The sequence below is a fragment of the Bradyrhizobium neotropicale genome, from assembly GCF_001641695.1.
Classification (GTDB): domain Bacteria; phylum Pseudomonadota; class Alphaproteobacteria; order Rhizobiales; family Xanthobacteraceae; genus Bradyrhizobium; species Bradyrhizobium neotropicale.
This window is the reverse complement of the sequence record NZ_LSEF01000025.1, coordinates 232570-245948: the sequence shown is the minus strand read 5'-3', so window position 1 is coordinate 245948 and position 13379 is coordinate 232570. Positions and strand designations below refer to the sequence as shown.

The 13379-nt window shown below is 65.1% G+C and carries 12 protein-coding genes; 6 read left to right on the top strand and 6 right to left on the bottom strand.

Features of this window, described 5'->3' with window-relative positions; genetic code table 11:
* Positions 1–41: 41 nt before the first annotated feature.
* Genes AXW67_RS04955 through AXW67_RS04935 form a run of 5 tightly spaced genes read right to left on the bottom strand, consistent with a single transcriptional unit; the run spans position 42 to position 4646 of the window.
* A complete protein-coding gene (locus tag AXW67_RS04955) occupies positions 42–929 on the bottom strand; it encodes an intradiol ring-cleavage dioxygenase (protein WP_063676933.1) in 888 nt (295 codons plus the stop codon).
* A 15-nt stretch (positions 930–944) separates the two neighbouring features.
* Positions 945–1847 carry an NAD(P)-dependent oxidoreductase gene (locus tag AXW67_RS04950; RefSeq protein ID WP_063676932.1) on the bottom strand — a complete coding sequence of 301 codons (903 nt, stop codon included), beginning with the start codon at positions 1845–1847 and terminating at the stop codon, positions 945–947.
* Positions 1848–1868: 21 nt separating this feature from the next.
* Positions 1869–3242, bottom strand: a complete 1374-nt coding sequence (locus tag AXW67_RS04945; RefSeq protein ID WP_063676931.1) for an amidohydrolase family protein — start codon at positions 3240–3242, stop codon at positions 1869–1871.
* A 4-nt stretch (positions 3243–3246) separates the two neighbouring features.
* On the bottom strand, positions 3247–4326 hold the full coding sequence (locus AXW67_RS04940; protein ID WP_063676930.1) for a maleylacetate reductase: 1080 nt from the start codon (positions 4324–4326) through the stop codon (positions 3247–3249).
* Positions 4323–4646, bottom strand: a complete 324-nt coding sequence (locus AXW67_RS04935) for a Dabb family protein (RefSeq protein WP_063676929.1) — start codon at positions 4644–4646, stop codon at positions 4323–4325. The genes AXW67_RS04940 and AXW67_RS04935 overlap by 4 nt, the downstream gene beginning before the upstream one ends.
* Before the next feature lie 108 nt (positions 4647–4754).
* Here AXW67_RS04935 and AXW67_RS04930 point away from each other — a divergent pair, with 108 nt between their 5' ends.
* From AXW67_RS04930 to mdlC, 6 genes are all read left to right on the top strand, one after another.
* Positions 4755–5678, top strand: a complete 924-nt coding sequence (locus tag AXW67_RS04930) for a LysR family transcriptional regulator (protein WP_063676928.1) — start codon at positions 4755–4757, stop codon at positions 5676–5678.
* Positions 5679–5727: 49 nt separating this feature from the next.
* A complete protein-coding gene (locus AXW67_RS04925) occupies positions 5728–6195 on the top strand; it encodes a MarR family winged helix-turn-helix transcriptional regulator (RefSeq protein WP_063676927.1) in 468 nt (155 codons plus the stop codon).
* Between the two features lie 46 nt (positions 6196–6241).
* Positions 6242–7951, top strand: a complete 1710-nt coding sequence (locus AXW67_RS04920; RefSeq protein WP_063676926.1) for an FAD-dependent oxidoreductase — start codon at positions 6242–6244, stop codon at positions 7949–7951.
* An 82-nt stretch (positions 7952–8033) separates the two neighbouring features.
* The gene (locus AXW67_RS04915) at positions 8034–9359 is read left to right on the top strand and encodes an MFS transporter (protein ID WP_063676983.1); all 1326 of its coding nucleotides are present in this window, start codon (positions 8034–8036) and stop codon (positions 9357–9359) included.
* A 28-nt stretch (positions 9360–9387) separates the two neighbouring features.
* The gene (locus AXW67_RS04910; protein ID WP_027555433.1) at positions 9388–10836 is read left to right on the top strand and encodes an aldehyde dehydrogenase; all 1449 of its coding nucleotides are present in this window, start codon (positions 9388–9390) and stop codon (positions 10834–10836) included.
* A 40-nt stretch (positions 10837–10876) separates the two neighbouring features.
* Positions 10877–12484, top strand: a complete 1608-nt coding sequence (gene mdlC / locus AXW67_RS04905) for a benzoylformate decarboxylase (protein ID WP_082907772.1) — start codon at positions 10877–10879, stop codon at positions 12482–12484.
* Between the two features lie 11 nt (positions 12485–12495).
* Here mdlC and AXW67_RS04900 read toward each other — a convergent pair whose 3' ends face one another.
* Positions 12496–13314, bottom strand: coding sequence for a helix-turn-helix transcriptional regulator (locus tag AXW67_RS04900; protein WP_027555435.1), 819 nt, complete (start codon positions 13312–13314; stop codon positions 12496–12498).
* Between the last annotated feature and the right edge of the window lie 65 nt (positions 13315–13379).

The following is a 13379-nucleotide window of genomic DNA, read 5'->3' as shown; positions in this document are numbered from 1 at the left end:
CGGCGCCGGACTCTTGTGGGTCCGTTGCGTTATCGTCCGGCTTAAGCGGCTTGTGCGTTGCTCGCAACCTGCTTCAGGCCGAAATCGTAGTTGAGGTGAAAATACTCACTGTCCACCATGCGACCATCCGGCGCACGGCCGGCCGGGTTGCGGACGAAGTCGCGGATCAGGCTGTCCTTGACGCCGAACACCACGTCAGAGTCGAGATACCGATCGCCGGCGACGAACACATGCGTCACGAGCTGTTCGAAGCCGGGCGCCGAGATCATGAAATGGACATGCGCCGGACGCCAGGGATGGCGGCCCTGCGCCTCCAGCATCTCGCCGACCGGGCCGTCATGCGGAACCGGATAGGCGGCCGGCTTGATCGACCAGAAATGGAAGCGGCCGTTGGCATCGGTGTGGAAGCGTGCGCGCATGGCGAGATCGCCGCCGATGTCGTCGAGCTGCTGCACGTCGTAATAGCCGTCATCGTCGGAATGCCAGACGTCCACCGTAGCGCCTGCAAGCGGGCGTCCGTCGACGGTCGAGACGGAGCCCGTGACCAGCATCGGGTCGCCCTCCATTGGGCCGGAGATATCCGCGCCACTGTCCTTCTCCGGCGCAGCCTGGACGAAGAACGGCCCGAGCACAGTGGTCTCGGTTGCGCCTTCCGGCATCGGATGGTTGATCGCGTCGACCAGCATCGAGACGCCGAGCGTGTCCGACAGCAGGATGAACTCCTGCCGCTTGTCGTCGCACATGTGACCGGTGCGGGTCAGGAAATCGATGCCGTATTCCCATTCCTTCTGAGTCGGGCGGACCTCACGGACGAAGGCATGAAGATGGCGCACCAGCGCTTCGCTGACCTGTTTGATGCGTGGATCGCTTGCGTCCTTGATCCGCTCCAGCACCGCGTCCGTGATCGTGTTCTCGTTGAAGTTACGCATATGTGGCTCCGTGGATCAGAGTTTGGGCTCGCCGAGGCCGGACAGCCGCTCGAGATGCTTGACGGTCGCGATGAAGTCGGTCTCAGCGTCGCCCTGCGCGACTAGCGAGCCATAGGTCTCGCGCACCTGGGCCGCGAGCTGCAGCGGCACGCCGACGGCGTGGCCGGCGCCAAGGATGAGGTCGAGATCCTTGGCCATCTGCTTGCAGGAGAAAGTGGACTCGAAATCGCGGGTCCGGAGGGGCGCGGTCTTATACTTGACCATGGGGGAGGCGACCGCGCTGTCGTCGAGCACCTTGAGAATGTCCTGCCAGGCGATGCCGCCCTTGCGCGCCAGCGCAAGGCTCTCGGCCATCATGGCGGCCGACACCGCAATCATCAGATTGACCGCGAGCTTTGCGTAGCGCGCCTCTTCGCCGGGCCCGAGATAAGTCTGGGCGCGGGTGAACGAGGCGAACAAAGGCTTGGTGCTCTCGAAGGCGTCCTTGGGGCCGGAAACAAAGCAGGTCAGCGCGCCGGTGTGAACGATGCTGGCGTTGCCGGAGACCGGCGCGCGCAGATAGAGAACGCCGCGCGCCTGCGCGGCAGCGTCGACTTCGGCGGATGCCTCGGCGCTCACGGTGCTGGTCTCGATCAGCACGACGCCAGGCGCCATCGCGCCGATGAGGCCGGTGGCGCCGAGCAACACGGCGCGCAGGGCCGCGTCATCGGGCAGGGACGTGACGACTGCGGCTTTGCCGTTCACGGCTCCGGCGAGCGAAGCGGCGGTCGAAATGCCTTGTGCGCGTGCTTCGTTGAGCCGCGCCGCGCTCTGGTCGAAGGCGGTCACGGCGTACCCGGCCTTGGCAACGAGCACCGACATCGGCAGACCCATCTTGCCGATCCCGATAAAAGCTACAGTCTTCGAAGCGTCTGTCATTGTTGTTGTCCGTTGGCGCCTTCAGGCGGCGCGTCCCTGTCGTTCGATGTCCTGCACCAGCCGCTGGCCCGATTGCGCGAGCAGCTCTTTCTTCGTCTCCAGCCCCTCAAGCAGCAGACGCCCGTTCCGTTTCTTCCAGGTGCCGCCGATCATGACGGCCTCGATATTGGCGAGGCTCGTCTGCATCACGACGGTGGAAACGGGGTCGTGCACCGGGAAGAGGTTGAGATCGGAAGCGTTGATGATGACGAGGTCGGCGAGCTTTCCTGGCGTCAGCGAGCCGATCTGATCCTCGCGGCCAAGCATCCGCGCGCCCTCAGTCGTGATCCAGCGCAGTGCCTCGCGCGCTGGAATCGTGGTCGTTGCCGGAATGGTGCCGCTGGCCTTGCGCGTCTCTGCGTTATCGAGTGCCCGCTGCATTGACAGCGCGACTCGCGCGGCGGAAAAGAGATCGCCGGCCAGCACGGATTCCAGATCAATGCCGATCGTCGGGCGCACGCCGCGCTTCAGCAGCCGTCCGGTGATCGGGAAGCCGTGGCCCTGGATCATCTCGTTTTCAGGCGTCACCGAGAAGGACACGCCGAGACCGACCAGACGATCGAGGAGATCGTCGGGCAGATCGTTGCCGTGAACGATGTTGACGCCGGCGCCGACAAGGCCGGCCTCGATCAGCTTCTCCCAGCCGCCGGGCGTCTTCGCCGGACCGCCGCCCTGGTGCATCGATGCGATCAGCTTGAGCTCGCGCGCCAGGCGAAAATCGTGCACGGCAACGTCTAGCGTCGAATAATGCGGACCGAGAATGGCGAGCCCCAGCGTGACGAGGCCGTCGCGATCGGCGAGGGGACCTGCGAGCAGCCGCTCGACCTCGCGGCGTGGGTGCGCGATCTCGGAGAAGTGCGGCTCGCCCGGTTTTGGCTCGGGCTTCGGCGAGCCGTGGAAGAATGCGGCGCGAATGCCGCTCTCGATCAGGCCGCGGACAGCGGCGTCGGTATGGTCAGGCGTCGGATTGTTGTGGCACCAGTCGACCAGCGTCGTGGCGCCGCAATTGATCTGGTTCAGCGCGCCGACCAGCGTTGCGATGTAGATGTCCTCGGGCCGGAACACGGTTGCGAGGCCGGCATGCATGCGTCGGAAATATTCGAGCAGCGTCCAGTTCGCGGCATAGCCGCGGAGCGCTGTCTGCCAGGTGTGCATATGCGCGTTGATGAGGCCGGGGATGACGATGCGGCCCGTCCCGTCGACGATCTCGATGTCGGCTGCGCCGCCGCCGACATCGATCGATGGACGCACGTCAAGGATACGGTTGCCCTCGACCAGCACATCGCCGGTGCGGAGGTCGCCAATCGCATCATCCATGCTGATGACAACAGCGGATTTGATCAGCGTGCGCGTCATCGGATCAAGCCGCCGCCTTGGCCGGGCCCGGCGGCTCGCCGGCCCAGGCGCGCGCGATCAGGTCGCGGATGGCGTTGCGCTCGAGCGGGCGCGGATTCCAGTAGGCGTTGGTGACGGCGAGATCGGCCGCCTTGTCGATGCCGCTCTCGGGCATGCCGACGTCGCGCAGCGCAAGCTTTGCATTCAGCCGCTTCGCAAGATCGTACAGACCCCGCGATGCATCGGCAGCGCCGATCGCGCGCGAGATGCGCGCCATCGCATCGGGCACGGCGGGCGCGTTGTAGGCCAGCGCATGCGGCAGCACGATGGTGTGGGTCTCGGCGTGCGGCAGATCGAAGGTGCCGCCGAGCGTATGGCAGAGCTTGTGATGCAACGCCATGCCGACGGTGCCCAGACAAACACCGCACAGCCAGGCGCCATAGAGTGCCTCGGTGCGGGCCTCGTGGTCATCGCTTTTCGCGGCAATGGCAGGCAGGGCGCGGGCCAATGCGCGAATGCCTTCCTCCGCCATCAGCGACGTGACGGGATTGGTGTCGCGGGCGTAGAGCGCTTCCACCGCATGCGCGATCGCATTGATGCCGGAGGTCGCGGCCAGGCTCGCCGGCAGCGTCAGGGTGAGATCGACATCGTAGATCACGGTCTCCGGCAGCACGGCGGCGTCGCGCACCGTGGTCTTCAGGCCGTTCTCGGTCTGGCCGACAATCGGCGTCATCTCCGAGCCGGCATAGGTGGTGGGAATGCAGAGCTGGTTGACGCCGGTGCGCAAGGCCAGTGCCTTGCCAAGACCGGTGGTCGATCCGCCGCCGAGCGACACGACGCAGTCGGCATCGCACGCCTTCATCGCCGCGAGCGCCTGCACGGTGACCTCGACCGGCGTATGCATGGTGGCGCCGGGGAATAGTCCTGCGTAGAGCGGGCCGAGCGCCGTGCCCAAGCTCTTGCCTTGTGTCTCCTGCTGCGGCGTCGTCAGCACCAGCGCGCGCTTGCCGCCGAGCCGTTCGACTTCGGCTTTGGCCGCAGCAAGCGTGCCGCTGCCGAACACGACGCGGCAGGGGAGGTTTTCAAATGTGAACGAACCGATCATGCGCCGGTCTCTTTGATGGGATAATCGACCTGGAAGCGTCCGGTTCGCAAGTCGCCCAGCGCTTCGCGCACGCGCAGATGTTCCGGATGGGTGGCATAGGCGGCGAGCGCGGCCTGATTGGCGAATTCGGAAAACAGGACCACGTCGCAGGCATAATCGACATCGCTGACGTCGAGGCCGACCTCGATGTGGGTGAGGCCGTCGATCCGGCCCTTGAGGCCCTCGAACAGGGTTTTGACCTTGAGTCGGGCGGCGGAGCGCTCCTCGGGGGTCTCCCCACGCAGCCGCCACATCACGATGTGCCTGATCGGGCCCGACATTTCCTGATTTCCTCGCCTGCTGTCTTGCTTGTCTTGAGGCCATTTTGGCTTGCAGGATGCGGAAATAAAGGCCAATATTTGTAAGTCTCTTTTTCTATAAGTGAAAAAATGGACCGCTTGCTGCAATTGGAGGTCTTCTCCAAGACGGCCGAGCTCGGCAGCCTGTCCAAAGCTGCCGAGGCGCTGCGCATGTCGAATGCGGCGGCCAGCCGCTACCTCAGTGCGCTGGAGGAGCGCCTTGCAGTCCGGCTGATCGAGCGCAACACCCGCCGATTGTGGTTGACGGAGGCGGGACAGGAACTGCTCGAGCGTTGCGGTCCGGTTCTGAATGAATTGGCGGAAGCCGAGGACATCGTCAGCGATCGTGCCTTGTCGCCTCAGGGCACGTTGCGGGTTACGAGCTCGCTCTCCTTTGCCGTGATCTATCTGGCCCCGATGCTGCCGGCGTTTCGCGCGCGTTACCCAAAACTCAATCTGCAGATCACGACCGCCAACCGGTATCCGGATTTCATCGAGGCGGGTATCGATGTGGCTATCCGGACCCGCGAGCACGAACCGGATTCGAACATCGTCGTCCGCCGTATCGGCCAGATGCGCCGCGTGCTGGCGGCCGCGCCGTCATATCTCGCAAGCTGCAGCAAGCCGGAGCAGCCCGCCGATCTCGCGCGGCACAACATGCTCGTCTACAACCTTGCCAACGATCCCTATTCGCTGCGTCTGCGGAAGGGTAATGGCGCGCAGACCGTCCGTATCACGCCGACGCTCGACAGCAATGACGGCCAGGTCATCCGCGGCGCGGCGCTGGCAGGCCTCGGCATTCTCATCCAGCCGCTCTACATCGTGCAGAGCGACATCGCGGCGGGCCGTCTCGTCCCGGTGCTGATGGAGTGGGAGCTGCCTCTGCTCACCATGAACATCGCCTATCAGAACCGCGCCGGGCTGCCCGCCAAGATCAGGGTCTTTTCGGACTTCCTGGTGAGTTACATCCGCGAGCATTCGGAGCCGGGGATCTGGATCGACACGACGAAGTGAGCGATACACACGCTCGAGCTCTGACTGCTTCCGAGAAGGCGCACATCCATTGAAAGCAAGGACATCCGGGACCGCGTGGCGACATGCCAACATTGGCCGCCTGCTCAACAATGCAGTACGGCGCTTTGAAGGTCGCGTGCTCGAATTGATGAGCGACAGGGGACACGACGAAACGCGCATCGCGCATGTCAGCCTCACGCGCAATCTCGATGTGGAGGGGACAAGGCTCACGGAGCTCGCCCGCCGCGCATCCATGAGCAAGCAGGCGATGGGCGAGCTGGTCGATCAATGCGCTGAGCTCGGCCTGGTCGATCGCATTGCCGATCCGACCGATCGGCGCGCCCGCATCGTCACATTTACGCCGGCCGGGCTCAAATGGCTCGACGCGTTTCGCGATGCAGTCGACATTGCCGAACAGGAGATGCGCGCCGACCTCGGCGAGGCCACGATGGACGCGATCCTGAAGGGGCTGGCGGTCTATGGCGCGGAGTTCGACACGCTCGATGATGCGAATTAGTCAGGCTGCTTGACGATATCGTCAGGCTACCTTACCATGCAAGATAATGCTGGTAGGGAGAAGCGTCTTGGAGACACGTCTGACGGCCTCGGTGCTCATCGTGGGCGGGGGGCCATGCGGGTTGATGCTGGCCAACGAGCTCGGCCGCCGCGGCGTGTCCGCGATCCTCGTCGATGAAAAGCCTGGCACGGCCTTCAATCCGCAAGCCAATGCGACGCAGGCGCGTTCGATGGAGCATTATCGGCGGCTGGGTTTCGCCGACGAGATAAGACGGGAAGGCCTACCCGCCGACTATCCGACCGACGTCGCGTACTTCACCCGCTACACCGGCTATGAGTTGGCGCGGTTTCAATTGCCGTCATCGTCACGCGCGGGCGAGCTCATCAAGGGCTTGTCCGGCTCCTGGAGCGCCGCCGAGCTGCCGCACCGCGTCTCGCAGAAATATGTCGAGGCGGTGCTGCGCCGGCATGCCGAACGGCTTCCTGGAATCCAGCTCAACTATGGCCATCGTCTGATCAACTACGTCGAAAGCGATGAGGGCATCGTCGGCGAAATCGAGTGTCTCGATGACGGTCGCCGCTTTGAAGTTCGAGCCGACTACATGGTCGGCGCCGACGGGCCGCGTTCGCAGGTCCGGCAATCGCTCGGGATCGTCTATGGCGGCGAGACCGGAACGCAGCGCGATTTCATGGGCGGACGGATGCTGGCCGTCTATCTCCGTTCGCCTGATTTCTACGCGAGCATCCCGCACGCCAAGGCGTGGATGTACAACTGCTTCAACGGTGACCGCCGCGCCTTCATGGCGTCCGTGAATGGCCGCGACGAATTCGCGTTCCACACGCAGCTGCGGCCGGGCGAGGACGAGAGCGCGATCACGATCAACGAGGCCAAGGCCGCGTTTCAGCGCGCATGCGGTGCGCCGATCGAATGCGAGGTGCTCTCGTTCTTGACCTGGACCGCGGGTCACGCGCTGGTCGCGAATGGAATGCAGCGGGGCAGGGTTTTCCTCGGCGGCGACGCGGCGCATCTGTTCACGCCAACGGGAGGCCTCGGTTACAACACCGCGATCGAGGATGCGGTCAATCTCGGCTGGAAGCTCGCAAGCGTCGTCAAGGGCGTGAGCCCGGCTGCGCTGCTCGACAGCTACGAGGTCGAGCGTCGTCCGGTCGCGCTCCGCAACACCGATTACGCGCGCCGCTTCGCCGACTCGCTCGGTCTGTTCGCGCCCGCGACCGAGATCGAGGACGCCACGGAAGCCGGCCGCGAGGCGAGGCGAACCGCCGGCATCTATCTCGAACAGCACGCCCGCGCCGAGTTCAACATTCCCGGCGTCACCTTTGGTGGCCGCTACGACGCCTCGCCGATCATCGTCTCCGACGGCAGCCAGCCGCCGCCCGACGCTGCAAATGTCTACGTTCCCAGCGCCTGTCCCGGCGGCCGCGCACCGCATGCGTGGCTGGAGGACGGCGTGTCCTTGTACGACCTGTTCGGGTTCGAGTGGACACTGCTCCAGTTCGGCGAGGTCGCGTCCGCTCACGCTCCGCTTGCTGAAGCCGTCAGGACGATTGGCGTCGAGGTGAAACTCGTCACGCTGCCAAAATCCTTGCGCGATCTCTATGAGGCCGACCTCGCTCTCATACGTCCCGACCAGATCGTGGCCTGGCGCGGTAGCGCATCGCAGGCGGGGACGCTCGGGCGCGTTCTTGCCCGCGCGCTCGGGCATAGTGCGAGCAGCGGCGCACGTCTGGCAAGCTGATCGATTCCCGCCGCCGCGTCCGACCTGCGGCCGTGTGGGCACTAACAACAACAAAACGACAACGACACCGGAGGAGGACAAAGTGACGACAGGAACACTCGAGGGCTACGGCGATCGTGCGGCCACTGTTGCCGGCGGCGAGCAGACCGCAAGCAGCCGCCGGCGCATTCTGATCGCCGGCACGATCGGCACCGCGATCGAATGGTACGATTTCTTCATCTACGGCCTGATCGCGCCGCTGGTGTTCGATCAGCTGTTCTTCCCGAAGTTCGATCAGCTCACGGCGACCATCGCGGTCTTCGCGACGTTTGCCGTCGGATTCCTGGCGCGCCCGCTCGGCGGGATCGTGTTCGGACATTTCGGCGATCGCCTCGGTCGCAAATCCGTCCTGTTGTGCACGCTGCTCATGATGGGACTTGCGACCATGTCAATCGGGCTGTTGCCGACCTACGCCAGCGCGGGCCTGATCGCGACGATCGCGCTCGTTCTGCTGCGCTTCCTTCAGGGCTTTGCGCTCGGCGGCGAGTCGACCGCGGCGATCCTGATGGCGATCGAAACGGCGCCCGGTCACCGGCGCGGCTTCTCTGCTGCCGTGATCCAGGCCGCGGGGCCCGTTGGCGTGGTGCTCGCCTCGTTTGCGGCGCTCGCGATCTCGCGGCTGCCGGAGGCGGAGCTGCTGTCATGGGGCTGGCGCGTTCCGTTCCTGATCAGCGCGGTGCTGGTCGCGCTCGGCGTCTACATGCGCTTGCGCATCGAGGAGAGCGCGACGTTCCGCGCGGCGGAGGTGGCTGAAGCAGTACCTGCCGTCGAGGCGGTGAGGGGACATTGGCGACCGATCCTCATCGTGTTCTTTGCCGAGATGGCGCAAACATCCTATTTCTATTTGACCGCCATCTTCACCATCTCCTTCGCAACGCGCCAGCTCGGCGTCCAGAAGGACGTGATCACGCAGGCCGTGCTGTTCGCCAATCTCGTGGGCCTCGTTGCGATGCCGCTCATCGGCGCGTGGTCCGACCGGATCGGACGGAAACGGCTGTTCCTCGCCGGCGTCATGCTCGCAAGCTTGTCGATGTTTGCGTTCTACGGTGCTGTCGCAAGCCGTGACACGCTCCTGGTCACGGCTGCGGTGATCCTGGCCGCGGGCGTGATCCATCCTTTGATGTTCGGCACTGAAGGAAGCTATTTCCCGGAGCTGTTTCCGACCCGCATCCGTTTCACCGGCGTGTCGATCGGAAAGCAGCTCGGGACGGTGCTCGGCGGCGGCATCGCACCGCTCGTCGCCACCAGCCTGCTTGCGCAGACGGGCTCCACCTACGCCATCACCGGATATTACCTCGCCCTCGCGGTCGCGGCGGTGATCGCGCTCGGTTTCGCGCGCGAGACCAGCAAATCGCGGCTGCTCGGCTAGGTCCAGCGCCAACACAAGGGAGGTTCTCATGGACGTCAATCTTCTGATCAACGGGCGGGATCAGGCCGCTTCCGGCGGCAAGGTGTTCGAGCGGCGCAATCCGCTGTCACAAGAGGTCGCGAGCCGCGCGGCGGCCGCGACAGTGTCGGACGCCGATGCCGCAGTGGCGGCGGCCTCCGCCGCGCTGGCGCAGTGGTCGGGACTTGGCCCGAATGCGAGGCGCGGTCTGCTGCTCAAGGCGGCCGATGCGCTCGACGCCAAACGCGACGCCTTCATCCGAATCATGATGGCCGAGATCGGCACCACAGAGGTCTGGTCGGCCTTCAACGTGAAGCTCGCGACCGGCATGCTGCGCGAGGCGGCCTCGCTGACGACGCAGGTCGCCGGCGAGGTGATCCCGTCCGACAAGCCGGGATGCCTCGCGATGTCCGTTCGTCAGCCGGCCGGCGTGTGCCTTGGCATCGCGCCTTGGAACGCCCCGATCATTCTCGGCGTTCGCGCGGTGGCGACGCCGCTCGCCTGCGGCAACACGGTGGTGCTCAAGGCGTCCGAGATCTGTCCTGGAACGCACCGACTGATCGGAGACGTGTTCAGGGATGCCGGCTTCCCGCCGGGTGTCGTGAATGTCGTGACCAATGCGCCGGCGGATGCGCCGGCCGTGGTCGAGCGACTCATCGCCAATCCCGCCGTCAGGCGGATCAACTTCACCGGCTCGACCCGCGTCGGCCGCGTCATCGCCGAACTCGCCGGCCGGCATCTCAAGCCGGTGCTGCTCGAGCTCGGTGGCAAGGCACCTCTCGTCGTGCTCGACGATGCCGACCTCGATGCCGCGGTCGCGGCCGTGGCGTTCGGCGCCTTCATCAACCAGGGCCAGGTCTGCATGTCGACGGAGCGCGTGATCGTCGATGAGAGCGTGGCCGATCGCTTTGTCGAGAAGCTCGCCAAGAAGGCGGGCGCGCTTCCGGCGGGCGACCCGCGCTCCGGTCCGGTCGTCGTCGGCTCGATGATCGACGAGGCCCCGGCCAAGCATGTCGTTGCTCTGATCGAGGACGCGATCGGCAAGGGCGCCGCCAAGCTCGCGGGCGGAGAGCGTGCCGGCACGGTCGTTCCGGCAACGGTTCTCGATCGCGTCGTGCCCGGCATGCGCATTTACACCGAAGAGAGTTTTGGCCCCGTCGTCTCGGTGATCCGCGCGCGTGGCGTGGATGATGCGGTGCGTCTTGCCAACGACACCGAGTACGGTCTCTCGGCCGCGGTGTTCGGCAAGGATGTCGCGCGTGCGCTGACGGTCGCGCAGCGCATCGAAAGCGGCATTTGCCATGTCAATGGACCGACCGTGCATGACGAGGCGCAGATGCCGTTCGGCGGCATGAAGGGATCTGGCTACGGCCGCTTCGGCGGCCAGGCCGGGATCGCCGAATTCACCGATCTGCGCTGGATCACGATCGAGACGCAGCCCCAGCACTACCCCTTCTGATCGCGCCACGACACGGCGAAGCATGCCAGGAAATCAGTCCATGAATTCGAAAGTCTTGACGGTTCGGGAAGCGACCCTCGGTGTGCTTCGTTCCTTCGGCGTCGACCGCGTCTTCGGCAATCCAGGCTCGACCGAGCTTGCCTTTCTCGGCGATTGGCCGGATGACATCGACTACGTGCTTGGCCTGCAGGAAGCTTGTGTCGTCGGCATGGCCGACGGTTATGCGCAGGCCACGGGATGTCCGGCCTTCGTCAACCTGCATTCGGCGGCCGGGCTCGGCCATGCGCTCGGTAATCTCTTCACCACGTTTCGCAACAAGACGCCGATGGTGGTGACGGCCGGGCAGCAGGCGCGCAGCCTGCTGCGGATGCGGCCTTATCTCTTCGCCGAGGACGCCGAACAGTTTCCAAAACCGTATGTGAAATGGAGTTCGGAACCTGCGCGCGCCGAGGACGTCCCCGCGGCCATTGCGCAGGCCTTCTTAACGGCCATGCAGCATCCGCGCGGCCCGACATTCGTGTCGGTGCCTTCGGACGATTGGGCGCGGCCTGCGGTCGCTCCGCCGGTCCGCAACATCGCGACGGAGTTTGCGCCGGATCCGGCGGCGATCGTTCGGCTCGGCGCGGCGATTACAGCAGCCAAAAGACCCGCATTCGTGGTCGGGCCCGAAATTGATCGCAACGGCTGCGTCGATGCGATGGTCGCGGTGGCCGAGCGGGCGAGGGCGGCAGTGTTTGCAAGCCCGATGTCGAGCCGGTCGAGCTTTCCGGAATTGCATCCGCAATTCGCGGGCTTCCTTCCGGCCGCGCCAGGTGGGCTCGCCCGCGCCTTGCGCGGCGCCGATCTGATCGTCGTGGTCGGGGCGCCCGTGTTCACCTTCCACGTCGAGGGACAATGCGAACTGCTCGATGATGGAACGCCGGTCTGGCAGATCACCGACGATCCGACCGAGGCAGCGTCCGCTGCTGCCGGCGACACCATCATCAGCACGCTGCCGAAGGCGCTTCCTGCGCTGCTGGCGGCGCTGCCTGACGTCGCGAAGCGCGATGCGCCGGCTGCGCGCCCTCAGCCCGCAATTCCCGCCGCGAAAAATCCGATCCCTCCGGCCTATGCGCTGAGCCGCCTCTCGGAGCTGATGCCGCGCGATGCGATCGTGGTCGAGGAGGCGCCGTCGCATCGTCCCGCCATTCAGCAATTCCTGCCGCGGCCGGGCGCGGACAGCTTCTACACCATGGCGAGCGGCGGACTTGGTTACAGCCTGCCGGCCTCCGTCGGCGTGGCGCTGGCACGGCCGGGCCGACGTATCGTGGGGCTGATCGGCGACGGTTCGGCGTTGTACTGTGTCCAGGCGATCTGGACCGCGGCACAACGCAAGCTGCCGATTACGTTCGTGATCATGAACAATTCCGGCTATGGCGCGATGCGCGCCTTCAGCCAACTCATGCAGGCGCATCGCCCGCCCGGGATCGATCTGCCCGGGCTCGACTTCGTGGCGCTTGCCAAGGGTCTTGGCTGTCCGGGCACGCGCGTGACCGATGTCGGCGAGCTCGATCGCGTTCTTGCCGAGGCTCTGGCGTCAAGCGGCCCCGCGCTGGTTGATATCGCAGTCGACGACGCCACGACGGACCTGTTCAGCCATTCGCGCTAGTCCTTGGCGTGCTAGAGCCGCGGCGCCCTGCAGGCGCCGTCCGGCGGCGTAAAGGTGACCAGGCGCAGCTCCGATGCTCCCTCGACCAGGAACGTGGTGTAGGCGAACTCGACTTCTCCCCAAGTCTCGTGCCTGAAGCGCTTAATTCCTTCGCTTCGCTCTGTCACGTCTTGCCGCGGCCACCAATGTCGGAATTCGACGCTGGCCGCCCTTAGCGCCTCAACAAGTGCATCGAAGGCGGGATCGCCGTTGGCTTGGCTGTGGTCGAGGCGAAACTTGGCCAGAGCCTGGCGGGCTCCCTGTTCCCAGTCTGGCCTCATCTGACGGTAACGGGGGTCGACGAACGTCAGCCAAAGACTGTTGCGTTCATTCGGAGGCATCAGGGCATAGTCGCCGAACAGCGCGACCGCGGCCGAGTTCCAAGCCACCACATCCCACCGCGGCGTCTTGAGGTAGGCTGGGTTGGGCAAGCTATCGAGAAAGGTTTGCAGGACCGGCGAGACGGTTGGGACGTTCGGCGTGGCCGCGAGTGGCGGCCGGTGCTGCGCCAAGGCGTAGAGGTGTGCGCGTTCCGCAGTGTCAAGACGCAGCGCTCGACATATCCGCTCAAGAAAATCGGCGGAGACCTGAATAGCGCGGCCTTGCTCGAACCAAGTGTACCACGTGACGCCGACCCCGGCGAGATGGGCAACCTCCTCACGCCGCAGCCCTGGTGCACGACGACGAGGTCCTCCCGCCAGTCCAACTTGTTCAGGCGCAATGCGGGAGCGCCGATCACGCACGAAATCGGACAGTGCTCGGCGGTCGTCGGTGCGCTGTAGATTTGTCACGGTCCATCACGCTGTTGTTCGAGCTAATAGGATAACGACTTACATTTTTCACTATAGCGAATTGC

Coding starts and splice junctions, on each gene's coding strand:
- AXW67_RS04950 (WP_063676932.1), bottom strand. CDS start 1,847: ATGACAGACGCTTCGAAGACTGTAGCTTTTATCGGGATCGGCAAGATG.
- mdlC (WP_082907772.1), top strand. CDS start 10,877: ATGAATTCGAAAGTCTTGACGGTTCGGGAAGCGACCCTCGGTGTGCTT.
- AXW67_RS04940 (WP_063676930.1), bottom strand. CDS start 4,326: ATGATCGGTTCGTTCACATTTGAAAACCTCCCCTGCCGCGTCGTGTTC.
- AXW67_RS04935 (WP_063676929.1), bottom strand. CDS start 4,646: ATGTCGGGCCCGATCAGGCACATCGTGATGTGGCGGCTGCGTGGGGAG.
- AXW67_RS04945 (WP_063676931.1), bottom strand. CDS start 3,242: ATGACGCGCACGCTGATCAAATCCGCTGTTGTCATCAGCATGGATGAT.
- AXW67_RS04910 (WP_027555433.1), top strand. CDS start 9,388: ATGGACGTCAATCTTCTGATCAACGGGCGGGATCAGGCCGCTTCCGGC.
- AXW67_RS04920 (WP_063676926.1), top strand. CDS start 6,242: ATGCTGGTAGGGAGAAGCGTCTTGGAGACACGTCTGACGGCCTCGGTG.
- AXW67_RS04930 (WP_063676928.1), top strand. CDS start 4,755: ATGGACCGCTTGCTGCAATTGGAGGTCTTCTCCAAGACGGCCGAGCTC.
- AXW67_RS04955 (WP_063676933.1), bottom strand. CDS start 929: ATGCGTAACTTCAACGAGAACACGATCACGGACGCGGTGCTGGAGCGG.